The 23,746-nt window shown below is 71.6% G+C and carries 16 protein-coding genes; 9 read left to right on the forward strand and 7 right to left on the reverse strand.

Annotated features, from left to right (window positions below):
• Positions 1-187: 187 nt before the first annotated feature.
• The 5 genes from U5640_RS13910 (at position 188) to glgB (ending at position 9,148) form a co-directional block, all read left to right on the forward strand.
• On the forward strand, positions 188-1,390 hold the full coding sequence (locus tag U5640_RS13910) for a S8 family peptidase (protein WP_340376122.1): 1,203 nt from the start codon (positions 188-190) through the stop codon (positions 1,388-1,390).
• Positions 1,391-1,576: 186 nt separating this feature from the next.
• Positions 1,577-3,643: an alpha-1,4-glucan--maltose-1-phosphate maltosyltransferase gene (locus U5640_RS13915; protein WP_340376123.1), complete on the forward strand. Its 2,067-nt coding sequence runs from the start codon at positions 1,577-1,579 to the stop codon at positions 3,641-3,643.
• The gene (gene treS, locus U5640_RS13920) at positions 3,640-5,340 is read left to right on the forward strand and encodes a maltose alpha-D-glucosyltransferase (RefSeq protein ID WP_340376124.1); all 1,701 of its coding nucleotides are present in this window, start codon (positions 3,640-3,642) and stop codon (positions 5,338-5,340) included. Before U5640_RS13915 ends, treS begins: the two co-directional genes overlap by 4 nt.
• Positions 5,341-5,481: 141 nt before the next feature.
• Positions 5,482-6,870 (forward strand): phosphotransferase, encoded by a 1,389-nt coding sequence (locus U5640_RS13925; protein ID WP_340376125.1) that lies wholly within the window; start codon positions 5,482-5,484, stop codon positions 6,868-6,870.
• Between the two features lie 127 nt (positions 6,871-6,997).
• Positions 6,998-9,148, forward strand: coding sequence for a 1,4-alpha-glucan branching enzyme (glgB, locus tag U5640_RS13930; RefSeq protein ID WP_340385089.1), 2,151 nt, complete (start codon positions 6,998-7,000; stop codon positions 9,146-9,148).
• 186 nt (positions 9,149-9,334) lie between these two features.
• On the opposite strand, the gene U5640_RS13935 is transcribed toward glgB, so the two are convergent.
• The 6 genes from U5640_RS13935 to U5640_RS13960 all read right to left on the reverse strand — a co-directional run bounded on the left by U5640_RS13935 (position 9,335) and on the right by U5640_RS13960 (position 16,481).
• A complete protein-coding gene (locus U5640_RS13935; protein WP_340376126.1) occupies positions 9,335-10,738 on the reverse strand; it encodes a cytochrome in 1,404 nt (467 codons plus the stop codon).
• A gap of 75 nt (positions 10,739-10,813) precedes the next feature.
• Entirely contained in the window at positions 10,814-13,072 is a 2,259-nt protein-coding gene (locus U5640_RS13940) for a UvrD-helicase domain-containing protein (protein WP_340376127.1), read from the reverse strand.
• Between the two features lie 167 nt (positions 13,073-13,239).
• Positions 13,240-13,569 (reverse strand): thioredoxin domain-containing protein, encoded by a 330-nt coding sequence (locus tag U5640_RS13945; protein WP_340385091.1) that lies wholly within the window; start codon positions 13,567-13,569, stop codon positions 13,240-13,242.
• A 3-nt stretch (positions 13,570-13,572) separates the two neighbouring features.
• Positions 13,573-13,995 carry a MerR family transcriptional regulator gene (locus tag U5640_RS13950; RefSeq protein ID WP_340376128.1) on the reverse strand — a complete coding sequence of 141 codons (423 nt, stop codon included), beginning with the start codon at positions 13,993-13,995 and terminating at the stop codon, positions 13,573-13,575.
• A gap of 29 nt (positions 13,996-14,024) precedes the next feature.
• Positions 14,025-14,807, reverse strand: coding sequence for a DUF2127 domain-containing protein (locus tag U5640_RS13955; RefSeq protein WP_340376129.1), 783 nt, complete (start codon positions 14,805-14,807; stop codon positions 14,025-14,027).
• A gap of 249 nt (positions 14,808-15,056) precedes the next feature.
• Positions 15,057-16,481, reverse strand: coding sequence for a cation:dicarboxylase symporter family transporter (locus U5640_RS13960; RefSeq protein ID WP_340385093.1), 1,425 nt, complete (start codon positions 16,479-16,481; stop codon positions 15,057-15,059).
• A gap of 122 nt (positions 16,482-16,603) precedes the next feature.
• Between U5640_RS13960 and U5640_RS13965 the strand changes: the two genes are divergently transcribed.
• Positions 16,604-18,229, forward strand: a complete 1,626-nt coding sequence (locus U5640_RS13965) for a sensor histidine kinase (RefSeq protein WP_340376130.1) — start codon at positions 16,604-16,606, stop codon at positions 18,227-18,229.
• Positions 18,226-18,951 (forward strand): response regulator, encoded by a 726-nt coding sequence (locus U5640_RS13970; RefSeq protein WP_340376131.1) that lies wholly within the window; start codon positions 18,226-18,228, stop codon positions 18,949-18,951. Before U5640_RS13965 ends, U5640_RS13970 begins: the two co-directional genes overlap by 4 nt.
• A gap of 217 nt (positions 18,952-19,168) precedes the next feature.
• Here U5640_RS13970 and U5640_RS13975 read toward each other — a convergent pair whose 3' ends face one another.
• The gene (locus U5640_RS13975; RefSeq protein ID WP_340376132.1) at positions 19,169-20,194 is read right to left on the reverse strand and encodes an ATP-dependent 6-phosphofructokinase; all 1,026 of its coding nucleotides are present in this window, start codon (positions 20,192-20,194) and stop codon (positions 19,169-19,171) included.
• Between the two features lie 206 nt (positions 20,195-20,400).
• On the opposite strand from U5640_RS13975, the gene pta reads away from it, so the two are divergent.
• Both pta and U5640_RS13985 read left to right on the forward strand, forming a co-directional pair.
• Complete coding sequence (pta, locus tag U5640_RS13980) at positions 20,401-22,536, forward strand: phosphate acetyltransferase (RefSeq protein ID WP_340376133.1); 2,136 nt, start codon at positions 20,401-20,403, stop codon at positions 22,534-22,536.
• Positions 22,533-23,744 carry an acetate kinase gene (locus tag U5640_RS13985; RefSeq protein ID WP_340376134.1) on the forward strand — a complete coding sequence of 404 codons (1,212 nt, stop codon included), beginning with the start codon at positions 22,533-22,535 and terminating at the stop codon, positions 23,742-23,744. The genes pta and U5640_RS13985 overlap by 4 nt, the downstream gene beginning before the upstream one ends.
• Positions 23,745-23,746: the final 2 nt, after the last annotated feature.

A 23,746-nucleotide genomic window follows, 5' to 3' on the forward strand; every position in this document is an offset into this window, starting at 1 on the left:
ACGGTACCGGTGTTGTCCTCGCCCCTGCCGGAAGCCAGGCGCGCCGGATCACGCAAACGACGATATGGCCGATTCACCCCCCTAGGCCACCTTGTGACCCTCCGGCCCGCACGAGAGGCTGCCCAGTGGCGCGCCCGGTCGCCGTACCCGGACCGGGGTGCGCCGAGTCGAGGAGGGGACGCGAACCATGGCACGGACGCACATCCGGCGTCTGCGCCGGGCGGGGAGCCTGACCGCGGTCGTCACGACCCTGGTCCTGTCGGCCGCGAGTCCGCCCGCGCAGGCCGTACCGGAGGGGAGAGTCGTCGGCGCCGGCCGGCCCGGTTCCGTCGGCGGGAGCTATCTCGTGACGCTGAAGGGCGACACCCGGGCGTCCCCGGACACCGGCCGGCGCCTCGTCACCGCCTACGGGGTGAGAATCAGCCACACCTACGGCACGGTCCTCAACGGCTTCGCCGTGCACGCCGACGCGGGACAGGCCCGGCGGCTCGCGGCCGACCCCTCGGTCGCCTCCGTCGTCCAGGACACGGCGGTGACGGTGGACGCCGTGCGCAGCCCGCCCTCCTGGGGGCTGGACCGGGTCGACCAGCCGGGCCTGCCGCTGGACGGGGGCTACCGGGCGCCCGGTTCCGGGGGCGCCGGGGTGACGGTGTACGTCATCGACACCGGGATCCGGATCAGCCACCGGGACTTCGGCGGACGCGCGAGCTACGGCTGGGACTTCGTCGGCGGCGACCGCGGCGCGCCCGACGGCAACGGCCACGGCACCGAGGTCGCCGGGATCGTCGCGGGCCGGACCTTCGGGGTCGCGGCGAAGGCGAGGGTCGTCGCCGTGCGCGTCCTGGACGACGCGGGCGCCGGCACGACCGCCCGGGTCATCGCCGGCATCGACTGGGTCACCCGGCACGCCCACCGGCCGGCCGTCGCCAACCTCAGCCTGGGCGGCTCGTACAACGCCCAGCTCGACGCGGCCGTCCGTGCCTCGATCCGGTCCGGCGTCACCTGTGTGGTCGCGGCAGGCAACGCGGGCCGGCCCGCCGCCCTGGGGTCCCCGGCCGACGTCCGGGAGGCCGTCACCGTCGGTGCCACCGACCGCCGGGACGCCCGGGCCGCGTTCTCCGACTACGGTTCGGCCCTCGACCTGTTCGCCCCGGGGGTGTCCGTCACCTCCGCGTCGTCCGCGAGCGACACCGGCCGCGTCACCCGGTCGGGTACGTCGATGGCGGCGCCGCACGCGGCGGGGGCGGCCGCGCTGTATCTCGCGGGTCACCCGAAAGCCACACCGGAGCAGGTGGCCCGGGCGCTGGTCACGGGCGCCGTGAACGGGAGGATCTCCGGCCGGGGAGCCGGTTCGCCGGACAGACTCCTGCAGGTGGCCCCCCTCGGGTGACGGACCGCCACGACCGGCTCCCCCGGGGCCGCCGGGGCCGCGAACGGGGCCGGTCTTGTGCGTAGACATACGCGCGAGTAGTTAACAAAGTGCCGGAATGCGCACCCGATCAGGGTGGGAAGGCTCCACCGGTACCCGGACCCCACATCCCTCCGCCCACCCTCGTTGCTGCGGACAGGAGCGGTCATGCCCGCCACGCACCACTCGTCATCACCCCCGACACCCCGTACCCCCCGCACCGAGGCCACCCATGCCTGTGCACCCGCGCCGCCCGGGCCCACCGCCGTCGGGCGCATCCCGGTCCTCGACGTCCGCCCGATGGTCCTGCAGGGGCGCCGGCCCGCGAAGGCCGTGACCGGTGAGACCTTCGAGATCTCGGCCACCGTGTTCCGCGAGGGCCATGACGCCGTCGCCGCCAATGTCGTCCTGAGGGACCCCGAGGGCCGGCCCGGGCCCTGGACCCCGATGCGTGAACTGGCCCCGGGCACGGACCGCTGGGGCGCCGACGTCACCCCGGACGCGCCGGGGCACTGGACGTACCAGGTGGAGGCCTGGAGCGATCCGGTGACCACCTGGCGGCACCACGCACAGATCAAGATCCCCGCGGGGATGGACACCGAACTGGTCCTGGAGGAGGGCGCCCGGCTGTACGAGCGCGCGGTGGCCGGCGTGGCCAAGGGGGGTGGGAAACGCGCCGTTCTGCGCGCCGCCGTCGCGGCGCTCCGCGACGAGGGCCGCCCGCCCGCCTCCCGTCTGGCGGCGGCGTTGACGCCGGAGGTGGACGCGGTCCTGGCCCGTCATCCGCTGCGGGAGCTGCTCACCGTCTCGCCGCCCCTGCCACTGCTGGTGGAACGCGAACGCGCCCTGTACGGCGCCTGGTACGAGTTCTTCCCCCGCTCCGAGGGCACCCCCGACCACCCCCACGGCACCTTCCGCACCGCCGCCCGCCGGCTGCCCGCCATCGCCGCCATGGGCTTCGACGTCGTCTACCTCCCCCCGATCCACCCCATCGGCACCACCCACCGCAAAGGCCGCAACAACACCCTCGACGCCACCCCCGACGACGTCGGCGTCCCCTGGGCCATCGGCTCCCCCGAAGGCGGCCACGACACCGTCCACCCCGACCTCGGCACCCTCGAGGACTTCACCCGCTTCGTCGAACAGGCCCGCACCCTCGGCCTGGAGATCGCCCTCGACTTCGCCCTCCAGTGCTCCCCCGACCACCCCTGGGTCCACAAACACCCCGAATGGTTCCACCACCGCCCCGACGGCACCATCGCGCACGCGGAGAACCCCCCCAAGAAATACCAGGACATCTACCCCATCGCCTTCGACACCGACCTCGACGGCATCGTCACCGAGACCCTCCGCGTCCTGCGCCACTGGATGTCCCACGGCGTACGGATCTTCCGCGTCGACAACCCCCACACCAAACCCGTCGTCTTCTGGGAACGCGTCATCGCCGGCATCAACGCCACCGACCCCGACGTCCTCTTCCTCGCCGAGGCCTTCACCCGCCCCGCGATGATGCACACCCTCGCCCAGACCGGCTTCCAGCAGTCCTACACCTACTTCACCTGGCGCACCACCAAACAGGAACTCACCGACTACCTCACCGAACTCTCCGGCGACGCCGCCTCCTACATGCGGCCCAACCTCTTCGCCAACACCCCCGACATCCTCCACGCCTACCTCCAGCACGGCGGCCGCCCCGCCTTCGCCGTCCGCGCCGTCCTCGCCGCCACCCTCTCCCCCACCTGGGGCATCTACAGCGGCTACGAACTCTGCGAGAACACCCCCCTGCGCCCCGGCAGCGAGGAATACCTCGACTCCGAGAAATACCAGCTCAAACCCAGGAACTGGGACACCCCCGACACCCTCGCCCCCCTCATCACCCGCCTCAACACCATCCGGCGGGAGAACCCCGCCCTGCACACCCTGCGCTCGCTGCGCTTCCACCACACCGACAAGGAAGCGGTGATCGCCTACTCGAAGAAGAGCGGTTCGAACACGGTTCTGGTGGTCGTCAACCTCGACCCCCACCACACCCAGGAGGCAACGGTCTCGTTGGACATGCCGCAACTCGGCCTGGACTGGCACGAGTCGGTGCCGGTGCGCGACGAGCTCACCGGCGAGACCTACCACTGGGGCAGGGCCAACTACGTGCGCCTCGAACCGGGCACCCGGCCCGCGCACGTCCTCACCGTCCTGCGACCGTCCAACCCGCAGATCGGAGGGTCACCCACACGATGATCGTCAACGAGCCCGTTCCGGACACGTTCGAGGACACCCCCGCCAAGGACCGCGACCCCGACTGGTTCAAACGAGCCGTCTTCTACGAGGTCCTCGTCCGTTCCTTCCAGGACAGCAACGGCGACGGTGTCGGCGACCTCAAGGGCATCACCGCCAAACTCGACTACCTGCAATGGCTCGGCGTCGACTGCCTCTGGCTGCCGCCCTTCTTCAAGTCCCCCCTGCGCGACGGCGGGTACGACGTCTCCGACTACACCTCGGTGCTCCCCGAGTTCGGCGACCTCGCCGACTTCGTGGAGTTCGTGGACGCCGCCCACCAGCGCGGGATGCGCGTGATCATCGACTTCGTCATGAACCACACCAGCGACCAGCACCCGTGGTTCCAGGAGTCGAGGAAGGACCCCGACGGCCCCTACGGCGACTACTACATGTGGGCCGACGACGACAAGCAGTACGCCGACGCCCGCATCATCTTCGTCGACACCGAGGTCTCCAACTGGACCTTCGACCCCGTCCGCAAGCAGTACTTCTTCCACCGCTTCTTCTCCCACCAGCCCGACCTCAACTACGAGAACCCGGCCGTCCAGGAGGAGATGATCTCCGCGCTGCGGTTCTGGCTGGACCTGGGCATCGACGGCTTCCGGCTGGACGCGGTGCCGTACCTGTACGCACAGGAGGGCACCAACTGCGAGAACCTTCCGGCAACCCATGAGTTCCTCAAGCGGGTCCGCAAGGAGATCGACGCCCACTACCCGGACACGGTGATCCTCGCCGAGGCCAACCAGTGGCCCGAGGACGTGGTCGACTACTTCGGCGACTACGCCTCCGGCGGCGACGAATGCCACATGGCGTTCCACTTCCCCGTCATGCCGCGGATCTTCATGGCCGTCCGCCGGGAGTCCCGCTATCCGGTCTCGGAGATCCTGGCGAAGACCCCGGCCATTCCCGCCAAGTGCCAGTGGGGCATCTTCCTGCGCAACCACGACGAGCTGACCCTGGAGATGGTCACCGACGAAGAGCGCGACTACATGTACGCGGAGTACGCCAAGGACCCGCGGATGCGCGCCAACATCGGCATCCGCCGCCGCCTCGCCCCGCTCCTGGACAACGACCGCAACCAGATCGAGCTGTTCACCGCCCTGCTGCTGTCGCTGCCCGGCTCGCCGATCCTCTACTACGGCGACGAGATCGGCATGGGCGACAACATCTGGCTCGGCGACCGCGACGCCGTCCGCACGCCGATGCAGTGGACACCGGACCGTAACGCGGGTTTTTCCTCCAGCGACCCCGGACGGCTCTATCTGCCGACCATCATGGACCCCGTCTACGGCTACCAGGTCACCAACGTCGAGGCGTCGATGTCGTCGCCCTCGTCGCTGCTGCACTGGACCCGCCGGATGATCGAGATCCGCAAGCAGAACCCCGCCTTCGGGCTCGGGACGTACACCGAACTGCCCTCCTCCAATCCCGCCGTGCTCGCGTTCCTGCGCGAGTACGAGGACGACCTGGTGCTGTGCGTGCACAACTTCTCGCGCTTCGCCCAGCCCACGGAACTGGACCTGAGCCGGTTCAACGGACGCCATCCGGTCGAGCTGTTCGGCGGGGTGCGCTTCCCGGCCATCGGCGATCTGCCCTACCTGCTCACCCTGGCCGGACACGGCTTCTACTGGTTCCGGCTCCGCGGGAAAGACGCCTAGTGCCGTGACCGGAAAAGTTCACCGGCTCGCAAACCTTTCCGGTCACGGCACTAGAAGGCCCGCGGCGGGGCGGTTTCCCCCGTCCCGCCCGGGGCACGCATCAGTGACACCCCGACCACCCGGGGAAAGGAATGTGACGCCATGGCGAAGACGGTCACACGCTCCGGCGGTTCCGGCACGGTCAGCCCCGGTCTCCTCGCGTCACTGGACCCGCTGCTGCGGGAGTGGCTGCCGCGGCAGCGCTGGTTCGCCGGCAAGGGCCGCCCGGTCACCGGGTTCTCCCTGGTCGCGGCCACCGAGCTGCTGCCGGCCGGCACCCGGCTCGGCCTCTACCACCTGGTGCTGCGCGCCCATCAGCCGGACACCCACGGCGACCGCTACCAGCTGCTGATCGGGGTCCGCGAGGCCCTGCCGCCCCGCCTGGCACCCGCGCTGATCGGCCATGTGAGCCGGGGACCGCTGGCCGGGCGGACGGTCTACGACGCCCTGTACGACACGCGGCCCGCCGAGCTGCTGCTGGAGGCGCTGCGCTCCCGGGCCCGGATCGGTGCCCTGCGCTGCGAACGCGACCCCGCGCAGGAGATCCGGCCCGGACTGGTCCCGCGGCTGATGACCGCCGAGCAGTCGAACTCGTCCGTCGTCTATGGAGATACGTTCATCCTGAAGCTGTTCCGCCGGGTCGCGCCCGGGGTCAATCCCGACCTGGAGCTGCCCCTGGCGCTGGCCCGCGAGGGCTGCCCCCGGGTGCCGGCGCCGACCGCCTGGCTGGAGATGGACCCGGAGGACGGCGCCGGTGAGCCGTACGTCCTCGGGGTGCTCCAGCCCTATGTGCAGGGCGCGACGGACGGCTGGGAGCTGGCGCTGCGGGAGCTGGCCAAGGGCGAGGACTTCGGCGCCGAGGCGCGGGCGCTGGGGCGGGCCACCGCCGAGGTGCACGGCGCGCTGGCCAGGGCGCTGCCCACGGTGACCCTCGGACCGGCGCAGATACGGCCGATGGTCGAGGGAATGGCCGTACGGCTGGAGACGGCGGCGCAGGCGGTGCCGGCGCTGCGGCCGTACGCGCCCGCGCTGCGCACCGCCTTCACCGCGCTGGCGGACCTGGCGGCGGAGGGGCAGACCTGGACCGCGCAGCGCGTGCACGGCGACCTGCACCTCGGGCAGTGTCTGCGGGCGCCGTCCGGGCAGTGGTCGCTGATCGACTTCGAGGGGGAACCGGCCAGGCCGCCGGCGGAACGCCGGATGCCGCAGCCCGCGGTGCGGGACGTGGCGGGCATGCTGCGGTCGTTCGACTACGCGGCCCACGCGGGCGAGCGGCCGGACCCCGGCTGGGCGCACGCCTGCCGGTCGGCGTACTGCTCGGGGTACGCGGAGGCGGCGGGCCGCGATCCGCGTACCGATCCGGTGCTGCTGCGGGCCTTCGAGACCGACAAGGCGGTCTACGAGGTCGTGTACGAGGCCCGGCACCGCCCCGACTGGCTGCCCGTCCCGCTGTCCGCCGTAGAGCGCCTCGCCGCACCCGAACTGCCTTGAGGAGGCCCCGCACGTGACTCCCCCGAAGAAGAAGGCCACCGGCAAGGGCGGCAAGAAGCGCAAGCCCGCCGCGCCGTCGGCCGTCCCCGCCTTCTCCCCCGCCCCCGACGCCGCGGACCGCGAGCGGCTGCTGGACGGCACCCATCACGACCCGCACTCCGTGCTGGGCGCGCACCCGCGGCCCGGCGGGGTCCTCTTCCGCGCGCTCAGGCCGTACGCCCGGTCGGTCACCGTGGTCGCGGGCGGGCTGCGGGCGGAGCTGCACGACGACGGGGACGGCTTCTTCTCGGGGCTGCTGCCCCTGACGGAGGTCCCGGCGTACCGGCTGCTGGTGGAGTACGGGACCACGACCGTGGAGACCGAGGACGCCTACCGCTTCCTGCCCACGCTGGGCGAGCTGGACCTGCATCTGATCGGCGAGGGCCGGCACGAGGAGCTGTGGACGGTGCTGGGCGCCGAGCCGATGACCCACCAGGGGGTGGCCGGCACCCGGTTCACGGTGTGGGCGCCCAACGCGCGCGGGGTGCGGGTGGCCGGGTCCTTCAACTTCTGGGACGGCACCGGGTGCCCGATGCGCTCGCTGGGCTCCTCGGGGGTGTGGGAGGTCTTCCTGCCGGGGGTCGGCGAGGGCGAGCTGTACAAGTTCGACATCGCCCGCCCGGACGGCTCGCACACCCTGCGCGCCGATCCGCTGGCCCGGCGTACGGAGGTACCGCCCGCGACCTCGTCGATCGTGCACGCCTCGCGGTACGCGTGGGGCGACGAGGAGTGGCTGGCGCGGCGGGGCGAGATACCCGCGCACGAGGCCCCGTTCTCGGTGTACGAGGTCCATCTCCCGTCCTGGCGACCGGGGCTGACGTACCGTCAGCTCGCCGAGCAGCTGCCCGCCTATGTCGGCGACCTGGGCTTCACGCATGTCGAGCTGATGCCGGTCGCCGAGCACCCCTTCGGCGGGTCCTGGGGCTACCAGGTCACCGGGTTCTACGCGCCGACGGCCCGGCTGGGCACCCCGGACGACTTCAAGTACCTGGTCGACGCGCTGCACCGGGCGGGCATCGGCGTCCTGATGGACTGGGTGCCGGCGCACTTCCCCCGCGACGAGTGGGCGCTCGCGGAGTTCGACGGCCGGCCGCTGTACGAGCACGAGGACCCGTTGCGCGCCGCGCACCCCGACTGGGGGACGCTGGAGTTCGACTTCGGGCGGCGTGAGGTGCGCAACTTCCTGGTCGCCAACGCCACGTACTGGTGCGAGGAGTTCCACATCGACGGGCTGCGGGTGGACGCCGTCGCCTCGATGCTCTACCTCGACTACTCCCGCGAGCCGGGCCAGTGGACGCCGAACGAGCACGGCGGCCGGGAGAACCTGGACGCCGTCGCCTTCCTCCAGGAGATGAACGCGACGGTCTACCGGCGCAACCCGGGGGTCGTGACGGTCGCCGAGGAGTCCACCGCCTGGGACGGCGTCACCCGGGCCACCCACCATCGCGGACCGAGCGGTTTCGGCGGGCTCGGCTTCGGGCTGAAGTGGAACATGGGCTGGATGCACGACTCGCTGCAGTACATGGCCCATGAGCCGGTGCACCGCAAGTACCACCACCATGAGATGACCTTCTCGATGGTGTACGCGTACAGCGAGAACTACGTGCTGCCCATCTCGCACGACGAGGTGGTGCACGGCAAGCGCTCCCTGGTGTCGAAGATGCCGGGCGACTGGTGGCGGCAGCGCGCCGACCTGCGGGCCTACCTGGGCTTCATGTGGGCCCATCCCGGCAAGCAACTCCTCTTCATGGGACAGGAGTTCGCGCAAGGCGCGGAGTGGTCGGAGGCGCACGGCCCGGACTGGTGGCTGCTGGACCCGGCCTACGGGGCCGAGCCCGACCACCGGGGGGTGCGCGATCTGGTCCGCGACCTCAACGCGGCCTACCGGGCGACGCCCGCGCTGTGGCAGCGGGACACCGATCCGGCCGGCTTCGAGTGGGTGGTCGGGGACGCCGCCGACGACAACGTCTTCGCGTTCCTGCGCCACGGCGCGGAGGGCGCGCCGCTGCTGTCCGTCTCCAACCTCTCCCCCGTCGTCCGCCACGACTACCGCCTCGGCGTCCCCGACGACATCCCGGCCTGGCACGAGACGCTCAACACCGACGCCGAACGCTACGGCGGCAGCGGTGTCGGTCACCCCGACCCGGTGAAGCCGGAACCCCAGCCCTGGCACGGGCGCCCGGCCAGCATCCGGCTGACGCTGCCACCGCTCGCGACGGTGTGGCTGCGACCGGCCTAGGGGGTGTTTCGAAAGTCCCGCACAGCACCCACGGCGCCCGGCACGCCCTCTCGCCGCACCGGCCGAAACCCCAAGTACGTCCAGTACGAGGGCTTTCGTCCGGCACTCCCCCAGCCTTCGGCCGGGGGGACCCCCAGAGCACGCACCGGACACCGCGGGCACCGCACGGGACTTTCGAAACACCCCCTAACTCTCCTTCCTGATACCGAACATCACGCGGCGCAGGGCCGCGAGCAGGCCTCTCGCGTGGCTCTCCTGGTGAGGGACGGCGGGCAGGAGGTCCGGGTCGGGGCGGTGCAGAACCGGGGTGTCGGCAGCGAGCTCGTAGCGGACCGGGAGGACCTTCAGGCCGCGCACCACCGGGCCGGACCGCCAGGGCAACTGGTCCAGCGGGAGGGCGAGTTCGGCCTGCGCGAAGTGGTCGAAGACCCGGCCGACGACGGTGGAGACGATCAGTGCGCCGAGTTCCCGGGCGGCGCTCGGGCACTGATGGGGGCCGGCGCCCCAGCCGAGGTGGGCCCGGGTGGAGACGGTGGAGCCGACCATGGTGGAGGAGCCGATGGCGAGCAGGTCCTGGTGCGCGGCGGCGGAGGACGGGGAGACGATGTCGCCCGCCCGGATCCAGAACCGGCCGAGCCGCACGTCCCGCGCCGCGAACCGGAAGCACATGTTGGCGACCGGCGGGTTGGCGAGGGCGGCCCGGTTGACGGTCTCGCCGAGCTGGCCCGCCGAGAGGCTGCGGCGCACGGTGGCGTTGCCGCGCAACACCTCCAGCAGGGTGTTGAGGACCATGTTGCCGGTGATGTCGTTGAGGTAGACGGCGTTCATGAACAGCTCCCGGCCGAGCTGTTCGTCGTCGAGGTCGGGGTCGGCCAGCATCAGGTACGAGGTGAGGTCGTCGCCGGGGCGGGCGCGGCGGTGGGCGGCGAGGCGGGTGAAGGCGGCCAGGGCCCGGCCGGTGGCGGGTCCCGCGTCGGGGCCGCCGTCCAGCATCCGCCACAGGTCCATGACCAGTTCGTCGCCGAGGTCGACCGGGCAGCCGAAGAGTTTCGTGGTGACCATCAGCAGCAGCGGGCGGGTGTACTGGGCGCCCAGGTCGCAGTGGCCGGTGCGGCCCGACTCGGCGGCGAGGAGGGCGACGAGTTCGTCGGCGTACCGGGCGACGGCCTGGCGCAGCTCCCAGCCGACGGGGCTCCTCGGGTCCTGGAAGGGACGCAGGGCCGCATGGTGGGTGCGGCGGGCGGCGCGGTGCTCCTCGTCGTCCATGAACATCATCTGGCGGACCTCGTACCCCGCGAGCAGCGGCCAGTCGTGGGGCAGTTCGCCCTGCGCCCGGGCCCGCCAGTGCCGTACGTCCCGCCGCCACTGGCTCTCGTTCTTCAGGACCTCCAGGACCTCGCGGTAGTCCAGGACCAGCCACACCGGTACGCCCATGAGGCCGACGGGCGCCACGGGGCCGTAGGCGGCGCGCAGCCGCCGGTACACCGCGCCGGGGTCGGCGTCGAACTCCGCGGTGAGCAGCGGCTGGACGGCCAGCGAGCCGAGATCGGGGCTGTCGGCCGGTGCGGTGGCGTGGGGCTGGGCTTCCATACGGCAACGCTTACCGCACCGGCCGTGCACGCGCGGTGATCACGGCACGAACTGTTACGTTCCGGTGATCCCGCGTTACGCCAGGGCCGCCACCAGCGCCTTCGGCAGCTCCTTGGTATGGACCACCCCGAGGCGCTGGGTGGCGCGGGTGAGGGCGACGTAGAGGTCGCTGGTGCCGTAGAGGCCCGGCTCGACCACCAGCACCGAGTCGAATTCGAGGCCCTTGGACTGGCGCGGGTCGAGCAGCACGACGGTCCGGGTGAGGTCCGGTTCGGTGCCGGCCGCGACCCCGTCCAGCCGGGCGGCCAGCCTGCGGTGCAGATGGCGCGGGGCGATGACCGCGAGCCGTCCCTCGGCGGGCGTCAGCTCCCGCACCGCCTCGGCGACCGCTTCGGGCAGGTCGTCGGCGGCGCGGGCCCAGGGCCGTACCCCGGTGGAGCGCACCGAGCTCGGCGGCTCGAAGTCCGGGTCCTCGGCGCGTACGACGGCCGCCGCGACCTCCATGATCTCGGCGGGGGTGCGGTAGTTGACGCCGAGGCGGGTGTGCTCGTAGCGGTCCTCGACGTAGGGCTCCAGGATCTTCGCCCAGGAGCCGACGCCGGCCGCCTCCGCGGTCTGCGCGGGGTCGCCGACCAGGGTCATCGAGCGGGTCGGGCTGCGTCGCATGAGCAGCCGCCAGGCCATCGGGGACAGCTCCTGCGCCTCGTCGACGATGATGTGCCCGAACGCCCAGGTCCGGTCGGCGGCGGCGCGCTCGGCGGCACTGCGGTGGTCGTCCTCCTCCTGCCGCTCGGCGAAGCGTTCGGCGTCGATGATGTCGTGCGCGGACAGGACCTCGCTGTCCTCGTCGTCGACGCCCTCGAACTCGTACGTCCGGGAGGCGTAGGAGACGTCCAGCACGCCCTGGGCGTAGGCCACCTGGGTCTCGCGCTCCCGCTCCGCGCGGGCCCGCGCCACCCGCTCGTCCCAGCCCAGCAGCTCGGCGGCCTCGTCGAGCAGCGGGACGTCCGCCACGGTCCAGGCCCGGGTCACCGGGCGCCGGACGGCGGCCGCGTCCTCGTCGGGGAGGTAGCCGACGGGGTCGGCGAGGAAGTCTGCGACCAGGCGCTGCGGGGTCAGCCGCGGCCAGAGCTGGTCGATGGCGGCCCACACCTCCGGGTTCTCGGCCAGCTCGTCGCGGATCTGGGTGAGGTCGGCGGCGCCCAGGAGGCTGGAGCCGTCGTAGGGGTCGGTGCCGACGCGCTCGGCGTACAGCTCGGTGAGGGTGTTGAGGATGTGGCCCTCGAAGTGCTCACGGGCCACGTTGTGCGGCAGCCGCGCCGCCCGGGTGCGCTCGCGCGCGACCTTCACGAGGCCGTCGTCGAGCATCAGGACCTCCCGGTCGTGCTCGATGGTGATCACCGGGTCGGGCAGCGACTGCCAGTCCCGGACCACCTCGGCGAGCACCTCGGCCATGTCGGCGCGGCCCTTCACCGCGGCGGCCTCGCGGGTGTCCGTCGCGGTGGCCCTGACACCGGGGAACAGCTCGCCGACGGTCGCCAGCAGCACGCCGGTCTCGCCGAGGGAGGGCAGCACCTCGCCGATGTAGCCGAGGAAGGCGGGGTTGGGGCCGACGATGAGAACGGCGCGCTTGGCGAGCAGCTCGCGGTGTTCGTAGAGGAGGTAGGCGGCGCGGTGCAGGGCGACGGCGGTCTTGCCGGTGCCGGGGCCGCCCTCGACGACCAGGACGCCCCGGTGGGGGGCGCGGATGATCTCGTCCTGTTCGGCCTGGATGGTCTGCACGATGTCGTGCATACGGCCGGTGCGCGCGGCGTTCAGCGCGGCGAGCAGGACGTCGTCGCCGGTGGGGTCCTCGTGGCCGGTGCGCTCCTGGTCGCCGAGGTCGAGGATCTCGTCGTGCAGGGCGGTGACCTCGCGGCCCTCGGTGGTGAGGTGCCGTCGCCGCCGCAGGCCCAGCGGGGTGTGCCCGGTGGCCAGGTAGAACGGGCGGGCCACGTCCGCCCGCCAGTCGATCAGCACGGGGGTGCGGTCGGTGTCGTCGGCGCGCAGCCCGATCCGGCCGATGTGGTGGCTGACGCCCGATGGGGGTCCCCCCGCTCGAGCGGAGTCGGGAGTGGGGGAGAAGTCGATGCGGCCGAAGCAGAGCGAGCCGTCGACGGCGTTGAGCGCGGCCAGCAGCCCCGAGCGTTCGGCGACCAGGATGTCCCGCTCCAGGCGGGCCTGCATGGGCGTGTTGCCCTGGGCGAGCGCGTCGTCGACGGAGGCCTCGGTGGCACCGCGCAGGGCGTCCACCCGGGCGTACAGGTCGTCGATGAATTCCTGCTCGCGCCGCAATTCACTGTCTGGAAAGCCGGTGTTTGACAATTCCGCTCCCGCCCGGATATACTGTGCTCACTGAACTTCTTTGTGACTGGACAATCTGGAAGTCACGAACCATCGAATATACGCAGAGAAATCCCCCGGGCGCAATTGCCCGGGGGATTTCTCTGTGCTGCCGCAGGTCAGAGCATGTCGGAGGCCAGCACGTCCGACAGCTCCTGCAGGAGCCGGCGCTTCGGCCGGGCGCCCACCATCGCCTTCACCGGCTCACCGCCTCGGAACACCATGAACGTCGGCATCGACAGCACCCGGTAGGCGTTGGTCGTCTCGGGATTGTGGTCCACGTTCAGCTGCACCACCTTCAGCCGGTCCCCCTCCTCGGCGGCGAGCGCCTTCAGCACCGGTCCCATCTGCCGGCACGGCGGGCACCAGTCGGCGGTGAACTCCACCAGTACCGGCAGCCCGGAACCGATCACCTCGGCCTCGAAGTCCGCGTCCGTCACCTCGGTCACCATCTACCGTCCTCCCAGTTCGCACTCGGGTTCCGGACCCCCCGGAACCCGCGCCTCGGCAGCCAGCGCGTCCCGCGCCCGCTCGGCCCGCACCAGCTGACCCGCGACCTGCGCGCGCACCGCCCGCAGCTCCCCGATCAGCGCGTCGAGCTCGTCCAGCTTGCGCCGGTAGACCGCGAGCGACGCCGGGCACGAGTCACCCTCGGGGTGACCGGCCCGCAGACACTCCACGAACGGCCTGGTCTCCTCCAGGCCGAACCCGAAGTCCTGGAGCGTCCTGATCTGCCGCAGCAGCTTCAGGTCGTCCTCGTCATAGGTCCGGTGGCCGTTCTCCCCGCGCCGCGCGGGCAGCAGCCCCCGGGACTCGTAGTACCGCAGCGTCCGCGTGGTGGTCCCGGCCCGTGCGGCCAGCTCGCCGATTCGCATGTCCACGACCGTACGGCTTGACGCCGACGTCAAGGCAAGAGCGGTTCGCGCACCGGCAGTCCCGCCGACTCCTCGACCTCCAGCAGCGACGCGCTGCGGCGTTCCGCCTCGAACGCGCGGTGCCCGCCGCGCAGCCCGAACAGCCTCTTGGTCAGCAGGATGTAGAGGACGGCGAGGACGTTGAGCACCAGCGTGCCGATCTTCAGCCAGCTGACGTGCTCGGTGAGTTCGTAGATCTCCAGGGGGAGGAAGGCCGCGGTGGCGACGACCGTCAGGTACTCCGCCCAGCGCTTGGCGTACCAGAGGCCGCCCGCCTCGACCAGTTCGATCAGCGCGTAGGCGAGCAGCAGCCCCGCCACCAGCAGCAGCGTGGAGTGCCGGTAGCCGAAGGTCTTCTGGAGGGTGCCGACGACCGGCGAGTGGTCGAGGTCGTAGTGGAAGTGCCGGAAGACCGGGCGGAAGACGTCCAGGTACTCGTCGAAGAGGCGGTGGACCGCGTCCCGCGAGTTGCTGAACTTCCACACGGCCGCCGCGACCAGCACGATGAACACACCCCGCACGGCCCGCTCGACGGCGAGGAAGCGGAGCACGAACAGGTCCCGGAGCACCTTGCCGCGCGGGACGAGCGGGGCGTCGGCGGCCGGTCCCGCCCCGTGCGGCTCGCCGAGCACGAAGTCGCCGCAGCGCAGACAGCGCCAGACCTCGCCGAGCGCGGTCTCCGCCGTCAGCCGTACCCGCAGTGCCGGTTCGTCCGGCGCGTACGTCACGTGCCCGCGCCCGGCGCAGGTCCGCCGGTCCCAGTCGATCTTCATCCCCCGTGCCTCCCGTCGCTCTGTCGGCGCGGCAGGCTAGTGGATCCCGGTAAGAGGTCGGTGAGGATCCGGATCGGCCCGTCCACCCTGCATCGGCGCGTCCACAACGAAAAAAGCCGGGCGGCTGAGCTGCGGGGGAGCGCTCAGCCGCCCGGGCCTTGTCCGGGTGTCCGGCCCCGGTTCAGGCGGGGCCGGACACCCGGGGTTCGGGGGGGTCCTGCGGTACGACGGGGTGCCGCGGTCGGGCCGTCAGGCCTTGGCGAGTTCCTTCTCGCCTTCCTCGCGGGGCTCGGGCACCTCGCCGCCGGTGGCGGTCTCGCCCTCGTCGAGCAGGGTCTTCTCGTCGAAGGGCAGCTCACCGGCGAGGACCTGCTGGACGCGGGACTTGTCGATCTCCTTGGTCCAGGTGCCGACCAGGACGGTGGCGACCGCGTTGCCCGCGAAGTTCGTCAGGGCGCGGGCCTCGCTCATGAAGCGGTCGATGCCGACGATCAGGCCGACGCCGTCCACCAGGGCCGGCTTGTGGGACTGGAGCCCGCCGGCCAGCGTGGCCAGGCCGGCGCCGCTGACGCCCGCCGCGCCCTTGGAGGCGAGGAGCAGGAAGAGCAGCAGCGGGATCTGCTCGCCGATCGACATCGGCGTGCCGAGGGCGTCGGCGATGTAGAGGGACGCCATGGTCATGTAGATCATGGTGCCGTCGAGGTTGAAGGAGTAGCCGGTCGGGACGGTGATGCCGACGACGGGCTTGCTGACGCCGAGGTGCTCCATCTTCGCGATGAGGCGCGGCAGCGCGGACTCGGAGGAGGAGGTGGAGAGGATCAGCAGGAACTCACGGGCGAGGTACTTGAAGAGGGTCAGGATGTTCAGGCCGGCGACCACCCGCAGCAGGACGCCGAGGACGATGAAGACGAAGAGGAAGCAGGTGACGTAGAAGCCGAGCATCAGGACGGCGAGGCTCTTGAGCGCGTCCAGGCCGGCCGAGCCGACGACCGCGGCGATGGCGCCGAAGGCACCGATCGGGGCGGCCCACATCACCATGGCGAGGATGCGGAAGACGAGCCGCTGGATGTGCTCGATGCCGCGCAGCACCGGCTGGCCGACGTTGCCCATGGCCTGGAGCGCGAAGCCGGCGAGCAGGGCGACCAGCAGGGTCTGCAGGACCTGGCCCTCGGTGAACGCGGACAGGAACGTCTTCGGGATGATCGACAGGACGAAGTCGACCGGAGGCAGTGCCTCGTCGGAGACCTGGTCGTGGCCGGTGGCCTTGATCGCCTCGGTGAGGTGCAGTCCGTCGCCCGGGTGGAGGATGTTGCCGACGACGAGGCCGATGCTCAGCGCCACCAGGGACATGACCAGGAAGTAGCCGAGGGCGATACCGCCGACGGCGCCGACCTTCGCGGCCTTCCGTACGGAGCCGATGCCGAGCACGATCGTGCAGAAGATGATCGGGGAGATCATCATCTTGATCAGGTTCACGAACCCGGTGCCGAGCGGCTTGAGCTCGACACCGAGGTCGGGCCAGATCAGCCCCACGGCGATGCCGAGCGCCACGGCGGCGATGACGGCGATGTAGAGATAGTGGGTGCGGTCCCGCTTCCCAGCGGGTGCGGCAGGTGCCGTATGGGGAGTGGTGCTGGCGGCCACGGCTGCCCTCCTTGACGTCTTCGTCGGCATCACCGGCGTGCGGCTCACGTCCGGGGAGATAAGGGGAATGCAGTGACTATCGCCGGGCATGTGAGGGCGGTCACCCTTACGTTCATTTAGTTCGCACTTAACACGGGAGGCACACTGGCGACATGCGCCTCCCCGTCCGTGTGCCGATGCCCCGCAGCCTGGCCGGCCAGCTCTTCGCCATGCAGGCCGTGCTGATAGCGGTGCTCGTGGCCGGGTACGCGCTGTTCACGTACGTCAGCGACCGCACGCAGGCCGAGGAGGCCGCGGGCCGCCAGGCCACCGCGGTGGCCCGCTCGGTCGCCGACTCCCCCTCGGTGCGGACGGCCGTCCGCTCGGCGAACCCGACGGCCGAGCTCCAGCCGTACGCGATGCGCGTCATGAAGGACACCGAGGTCGACTTCGTGACGATCATGAATCCCGCGGGCATCCGCTGGACGCATCCGGACGTGCGGGAGATCGGCCGGCACTTCCGCGGGAACACGGCGAAGGCCCTGGCGGGCCAGACCTTCACCGAGACGTACACGGGCACGCTGGGCGCGTCCGTGCGGGCGGTCACCCCGATCGAGGACGGCGACCGGATCATCGGGCTGGTCAGCGCGGGCATCAAGGTGGAGGCGATCAGCAAGCGGGTCCAGGACCAGGTCACGGCCCTGTTCTCGGCGGCGGCGGGTGCGCTGCTGCTGGGCGCGGTGGGCACGTACGTCGTCAACGCCTCGCTGCGCCGGCACACCCACGGAATGAACGCCACCGAGCTGAGCCGGATGCACGACTACCACCAGGCGGCCTTGCACGCGGTGCGCGAGGGGCTGCTGATGCTGGACGGGCAGTACCGGGTGGCACTGATCAACGACGGCGGGCGGGAGCTGCTCGGGCTGCCGGGGGACGTCGTCGGCAGGTCGGTGGCGGACCTGGGGCTGCCGGCCCCGCTGACGGGCGCGCTGCTGGCCTCCGAGCCGCGGGTGGACGAGGTGCATCTGACGGCGGCGGGGGTGCTGGTGGTCAACACGTCGCCGGTGTCCGGCGGAGAACGCAGGGGTACGGTCGTCACCCTCCGGGACGTCACCGAACTCCAGTCCCTGATGGGCGAGTTGGACTCCGAGCGGGGGTTCACCCAGGCGCTGCGCTCGCAGGCGCACGAGGCGGCGAACCGGCTGCACACCGTGGTCTCGCTCATCGAACTGGGCCGGGCGGACGAGGCGGTCGAGTTCGCCACGGCGGAGCTGGAGCTGGCGCAGGCGCTGACCGACCAGGTCGTGGCGGCGGTGAGCGAGCCCGTCCTCGCGGCGCTGCTGCTGGGCAAGACCGCCCAGGCGAACGAGCGCGGCGTGGAGCTGGTGGTGTCGCAGGACAGCGGACTGGACGACGGTCTGCTGCCGCCGTCGCTGCCGGCCAGGGACCTGGTCACCATCCTCGGCAACCTCATCGACAACGCGGTGGACGCGGCGCAGGGCAGCGTCGGGGCACGGGTCACGGTGACCGCGTGCACCGACGGGGACGAGCTGCTGCTGGGGGTGGCGGACACCGGCGCGGGGGTGGATCCTGCCCACGCCTCCCTCGTCTTCGAGCGGGGCTTCTCGACCAAGCCGTCGGGCCCCGGGGGGCGCGGTCTCGGTCTCGCCCTGGTCCGGCAGGCCGTGCACCGGCACGAGGGGACGCTGTCGGTGACGGAGGCGGACGGCGGCGGGGCCGCGTTCACGGTGCGGCTGCCGTTGCGGCGGGCGACGGCGGTGCCAGGAGGCAAAGGATGACGGAAGTGCCGGAGAGACCGGAAGTACCGGGTGGTCCCATCAGAGTGCTGGTCGTCGAGGACGATCCGGTGGCCGCGGACGCGCATGTGATGTACGTCGGGCGGGTGCCGGGGTTCGTCGCGGTCGGGAAGGCGCACACGGGCGCGGAGGCCCGGCGCCTCCTCGACCGCACCCCGGTGGACCTGCTCCTCCTCGACCTCCACCTGCCGGACGCGCACGGCCTCCAACTGGCCCGCTCCCTGCGGGCGGCGGGCTATCACGCGGACGTCATCGCGGTGACCTCGGCCCGCGATCTGACGGTGGTCCGCGAGGGCGTCTCCCTGGGCGTCGTCCAGTACGTCCTGAAACCCTTCACCTTCGCGACGCTGCGCGACCGTCTGGTGCGGTACGCGGAGTTCCGCGGCGCGGCCGGCGAGGCGAGCGGCCAGGACGAGGTGGACCGCGCCCTCGCGGCCCTGCGCGCCCCGACCCCGGCGGCCCTGCCCAAGGGCCTGAGCGCCCCGACCCTGGAACAGGTCACAAAGGCCGTCCGCGAGGCCCCGGAGGGCCTCACGGCGGCGGGCGTGGCCGAGACGGTGGGCATCTCCCGCATCACCGCCCGGCGCTATCTGGAGCACCTGGTGGAGGCGGGCCGCGCCGAGCGCAAGCCGCTGTACGGGCAGGTGGGACGGCCCGAACTGGTCTACCGGTGGGTGAAGGGGGCGGCGGGCAAGGGGCGGTGACCGCTCCGGGCCGGCCGGAAGCCCCGGAAGCCCCGGAAGGAGTTCCGGAGAAGCTAGTGCCGTGACCGGAAAGGTTCACCGGCTCGCGACGCCCGGCACGGCACCTCGCCGCGTTGTCGCATCACCCGAGTACATCCAGTACGCGGGCGACGCTCCGCCTTGCGATGCACCGCACCGGACGCCGCGAGCTTCCCGGCAAACCTTCCCGGTCACGGCACTAGAAGACCGACTCCGCCTCGTCCATCCGGTCCTTGGGGACCGTCTTCAGTTCGGTGACCGCCTCGGCCAGCGGGACCATCACCACGTCGGTGCCGCGCAGGGCCGTCATCCTGCCGAACTCCCCGCGGTGGGCCGCCTCCACGGCGTGCCAGCCGAAGCGGGTGGCGAGGACGCGGTCGTAGGCCGTGGGGACACCGCCGCGCTGGACGTGGCCGAGGATGACCGGCCGGGCCTCCTTGCCGAGCCGCCTCTCCAGCTCGTACGCGAGGGCCGTACCGATGCCCTGGAAGCGCTCGTGGCCGAACTTGTCGATCTCGCCCTTGTCGTAGTCCATGCTGCCGTCGAGCGGATGGGCGCCCTCCGCCACGCAGATCACGGCGAACTTCTTGCCGCGCGCGAAGCGCTCCTCGACCATCTTGACCAGGTCGGCGGGGTCGAAGCGACGCTCGGGGAGGCAGATGCCGTGGGCGCCCGCCGCCATGCCCGACTCCAGGGCGATCCAGCCCGCGTGGCGGCCCATGACCTCGACGACCATCACGCGCTGGTGGGACTCCGCCGTGGTCTTGAGGCGGTCCATCGCCTCCGTGGCCACCCCGACCGCGGTGTCGAAACCGAAGGTGCGGTCGGTGGAGGAGATGTCGTTGTCGATGGTCTTGGGGACACCGACCACCGGGAGACCGGCGTCGCTGAGCATGCGGGCCGCCGTCAGCGTGCCCTCGCCGCCGATCGGGATCAGCGCGTCGATGCCGAAGTCGTGGATCATGTCCGAGGCGGACTCGCAGGCCTCGCGCAGCCGGTCGCGCTCCAGGCGCGAGGAGCCGAGGATCGTACCGCCGTGGGCCAGGATGCCGCTCACCGCGTTGAGGTCGAGACTGCGGTAACGGCCGTCCAGGAGACCGGCGTACCCGTCCTCGAAGCCGATGACCTCGTCGCCGTAGTTGTCGACCGCGCGGTGCACCACCGACCGGATCACTGCGTTCAGGCCGGGGCAGTCGCCGCCTGCGGTGAGAACTCCGATGCGCATCGTGCTGTGTCTCCTGCTCGGTGTTGATGCCGGTGAGCCAGGTCCGATTGTTCCATGCCGCCGAGGGCACTGTCTCTTGACGGGCGCCTTATCCATGCCCAGGGGTATTGTCAAGGGGGTTCTGCTCACCCAGGTGGGCGATTTTTATGATCCGGCCCCCCCCACACCGCCTCGACACACACCATCAGACGAAACGGAGTGCTCGCGTGACCCGCAGCGTGTACGTGACCGGTATCGACCGCGGCGACGGCAGGCAGGTCGTCGAACTGGGGGTCATGGAGCTACTGACCCGGCAGGTCGACCGGGTGGGCGTCTTCCGGCCGCTCGTCCACGACCGGCCGGACCGGCTGTTCGAGCTGCTGCGGGCGCGCTACCGGCTGACCCAGGACCCGGCGACGGTCTACGGCCTGGACTACCACGAGGCATCCACCCTCCAGGCCGAGCAGGGCGCGGACGAACTGGTCTCCACCCTCGTCGAGCGGTTCCACCGGGTCGCCCGCGACTACGACGTCGTCCTCGTCCTGGGCACGGACTACGCCGACACCCAGTTCCCGGACGAGCTGGCCCTCAACGCGCGCCTCGCCAACGAGTTCGGCGCGTCCGTGATCCCGGTGGTCGGCGGCCGCAAGCAGACCGCGGAGTCCGTCCTCGCCGAGACGCGCAACGCCTACCGCGCCTACGTGGCGCTCGGCTGCGACGTGCTCGCCATGGTCGCCAACCTGGTCGCCCGCGAGGACCGGGACGGGATGGCCGAGGCGCTGGCGAAGCGGCTGCCCGTCCCCTCCTACGTGCTGCCCGACGAGCCCGCCCTGTCCGCGCCGACCGTCGCCCAGGTCAGCCACGCGCTCGGCGCCCGGGTGGTGCTCGGCGACGACTCCGGGCTCGCCCGCGACGCCCTCGGCTTCGTCTTCGGCGGCGCGATGCTGCCGAACTTCCTCGCGGCCCTGACCCCGGGCTGTCTCGTGGTCACCCCGGGCGACCGGGCCGATCTGGTCATCGGCTCGCTCGCCGCACACAGCGCCGGCACCCCGCCGATCGCCGGGGTGCTGCTCACCCTCGACGAGGTCCCCAGCGACGCGATCCTGACCCTCGCCGCCCGGCTGGCCCCCGGCACCCCCGTCCTGTCGGTGCCCGGCAACAGCTTCCCCACCGCTGAGCAGCTGTTCTCCCTGGAGGGCAAGCTGAACGCGGCCACCCCGCGCAAGGCCGAGACCGCGCTCGGGCTGTTCGAGCGGCACGTCGACACCGCCGAGCTCCTCAGGCGCGTCTCCGCCCCCAGCACCGACCGGGTCACGCCGATGATGTTCGAGCACCAGCTGCTGGAGCAGGCCCGCGCCGACCGGCGGCGGGTGGTGCTGCCGGAGGGCACCGAGGAGCGGGTGCTGCACGCGGCCGAGGTGCTGCTGCGGCGCGGAGTGTGCGACCTCACGCTGCTCGGGCCGGAGGACCAGATCCGCAAGAAGGCCGCCGACCTCGGCATCGACCTGGGCGACTGCCAGGTGATCGACCCGGCGACCAGCGAGCTGCGGGACGCGTTCGCCGAGCGGTACGCGCACTTCCGCGCCCACAAGGGCGTCACCGTGGAACTGGCGTACGACGTCGTCTCCGACGTGAACTACTTCGGCACCCTGATGGTGCAGGAGGGGCTCGCGGACGGCATGGTCTCCGGGTCCGTCCACTCCACGGCCGCTACCATCCGGCCCGCCTTCGAGATCATCAAGACCAGGTCGGACGCGGACATCGTCTCGTCCGTCTTCTTCATGTGCCTCGCCGACAAGGTCCTCGTCTACGGCGACTGCGCGGTCAACCCCGATCCGAACGCCGAGCAGCTCGCCGACATCGCCATCCAGTCGGCCGCCACCGCCGCCCAGTTCGGCGTGGAGCCGAGGATCGCGATGCTGTCGTACTCCACGGGTACGTCCGGCTCGGGCGCCGACGTCGACAAGGTGCGCGAGGCCACCGAGCTGGTGCGCTCGCGGCGGCCCGATCTGAAGATCGAGGGGCCGATCCAGTACGACGCCGCGGTCGAGCCCAGCGTCGCGGCGACCAAGCTGCCGGGCTCCGAAGTGGCGGGCCAGGCCAGCGTGCTGATCTTCCCGGACCTCAACACGGGCAACAACACCTACAAGGCCGTGCAGCGTTCGGCCGGCGCGATCGCCGTCGGGCCGGTGCTCCAGGGGCTGCGCAAGCCCGTCAACGACCTGTCGCGGGGCGCGCTCGTCCCCGACATCGTCACCACCGTCGCCATCACGGCGATCCAGGCCCAGTCCCTCGACCAGTCGGTCGACCGCTCCCTCGGCCAGTCCCTCCAGTCCCTCGACCAGAAGGCTCCCCAGCAGTGACCGCGACCCGCGTCCTCGTCCTCAACTCCGGCTCCTCGTCGGTGAAGTACCAGCTGCTCGACATGCGGGAGGGCGACCGGCTGGCGAGCGGGCTCGTCGAGCGCATCGGTGAGCGGACCTCGCGGCTGAAGCACACACCGCTCGCGGCCGGCGGGGAGACCCGCGAGTGGACCGGGCCGATCGCCGACCACGACGCCGCGCTGAAGGCGGTGGCCGAGGAACTGGCCCGGGACGGGCTCGGACTGGACTCGCCCGAACTCGCCGCGATCGGGCACCGGGTGGTGCACGGCGGCAAGCTGTTCACCGAACCGACGGTCGTCGACGACACGGTCCTCGCCGAGATCGAGCGGCTGATCCCGGTCGCGCCGCTGCACAACCCGGCCAACCTCACCGGGATCCGCACCGCGCAGGCGCTGCGGCCCGACCTGCCCCAGGTCGCCGTGTTCGACACCGCGTTCCACACGACGATGCCGGAGGCCGCCGCCCGCTACGCGATCGACGTGGAGACCGCCGACGCGCACCGGGTCCGGCGCTACGGCTTCCACGGGACCTCGCACGCGTACGTCTCCCGGGCGACGGCGGAGCTGCTCGGCAAGGCACCCGAGGAGGTGAACGTGATCGTGCTGCACCTCGGCAACGGGGCGTCCGCCTCCGCGGTCGAGCGGGGCCGGTGCGTGGACACCTCGATGGGTCTGACGCCGCTGGAGGGACTGGTGATGGGGACCCGCTCCGGGGACGTCGATCCGGCCGTCATCTTCCATTTGGCACGAGTTGGCGGAATGTCCATCGATGAAATCGACACTCTTCTCAACAAGAAGAGCGGGCTCGTCGGACTGTGCGGCGACAACGACATGCGGGAGATCCGGCGCCGCATCGACGAGGGCGACGCACGGGCGCGGCTCGCCTTCGACATCTACATTCACCGTCTGAAGAAGTACATCGGCGCCTATTACGCCGTCCTCGGGCGGGTGGACGCGGTCGCGTTCACCGCGGGGGTCGGTGAGAACGCGGCCGAGGTGCGCGCGGCGGCCGTCGCGGGCCTGGAGACCCTGGGCCTGGCGGTGGACGGCGGGCTCAACGCCGTACGGGGCGGCGGGCCCCGGCTGATCTCGCCCGCGGGCGCCCGGGTGGCGGTCGCCGTGGTGCCGACGGACGAGGAACTCGAGATCGCCACACAGACCTATGCATTGGCCGTACAGACGAACTGAGC

It is taken from the genome of Streptomyces sp. SS7, from assembly GCF_037993025.1.
Taxonomy (GTDB): domain Bacteria; phylum Actinomycetota; class Actinomycetes; order Streptomycetales; family Streptomycetaceae; genus Streptomyces.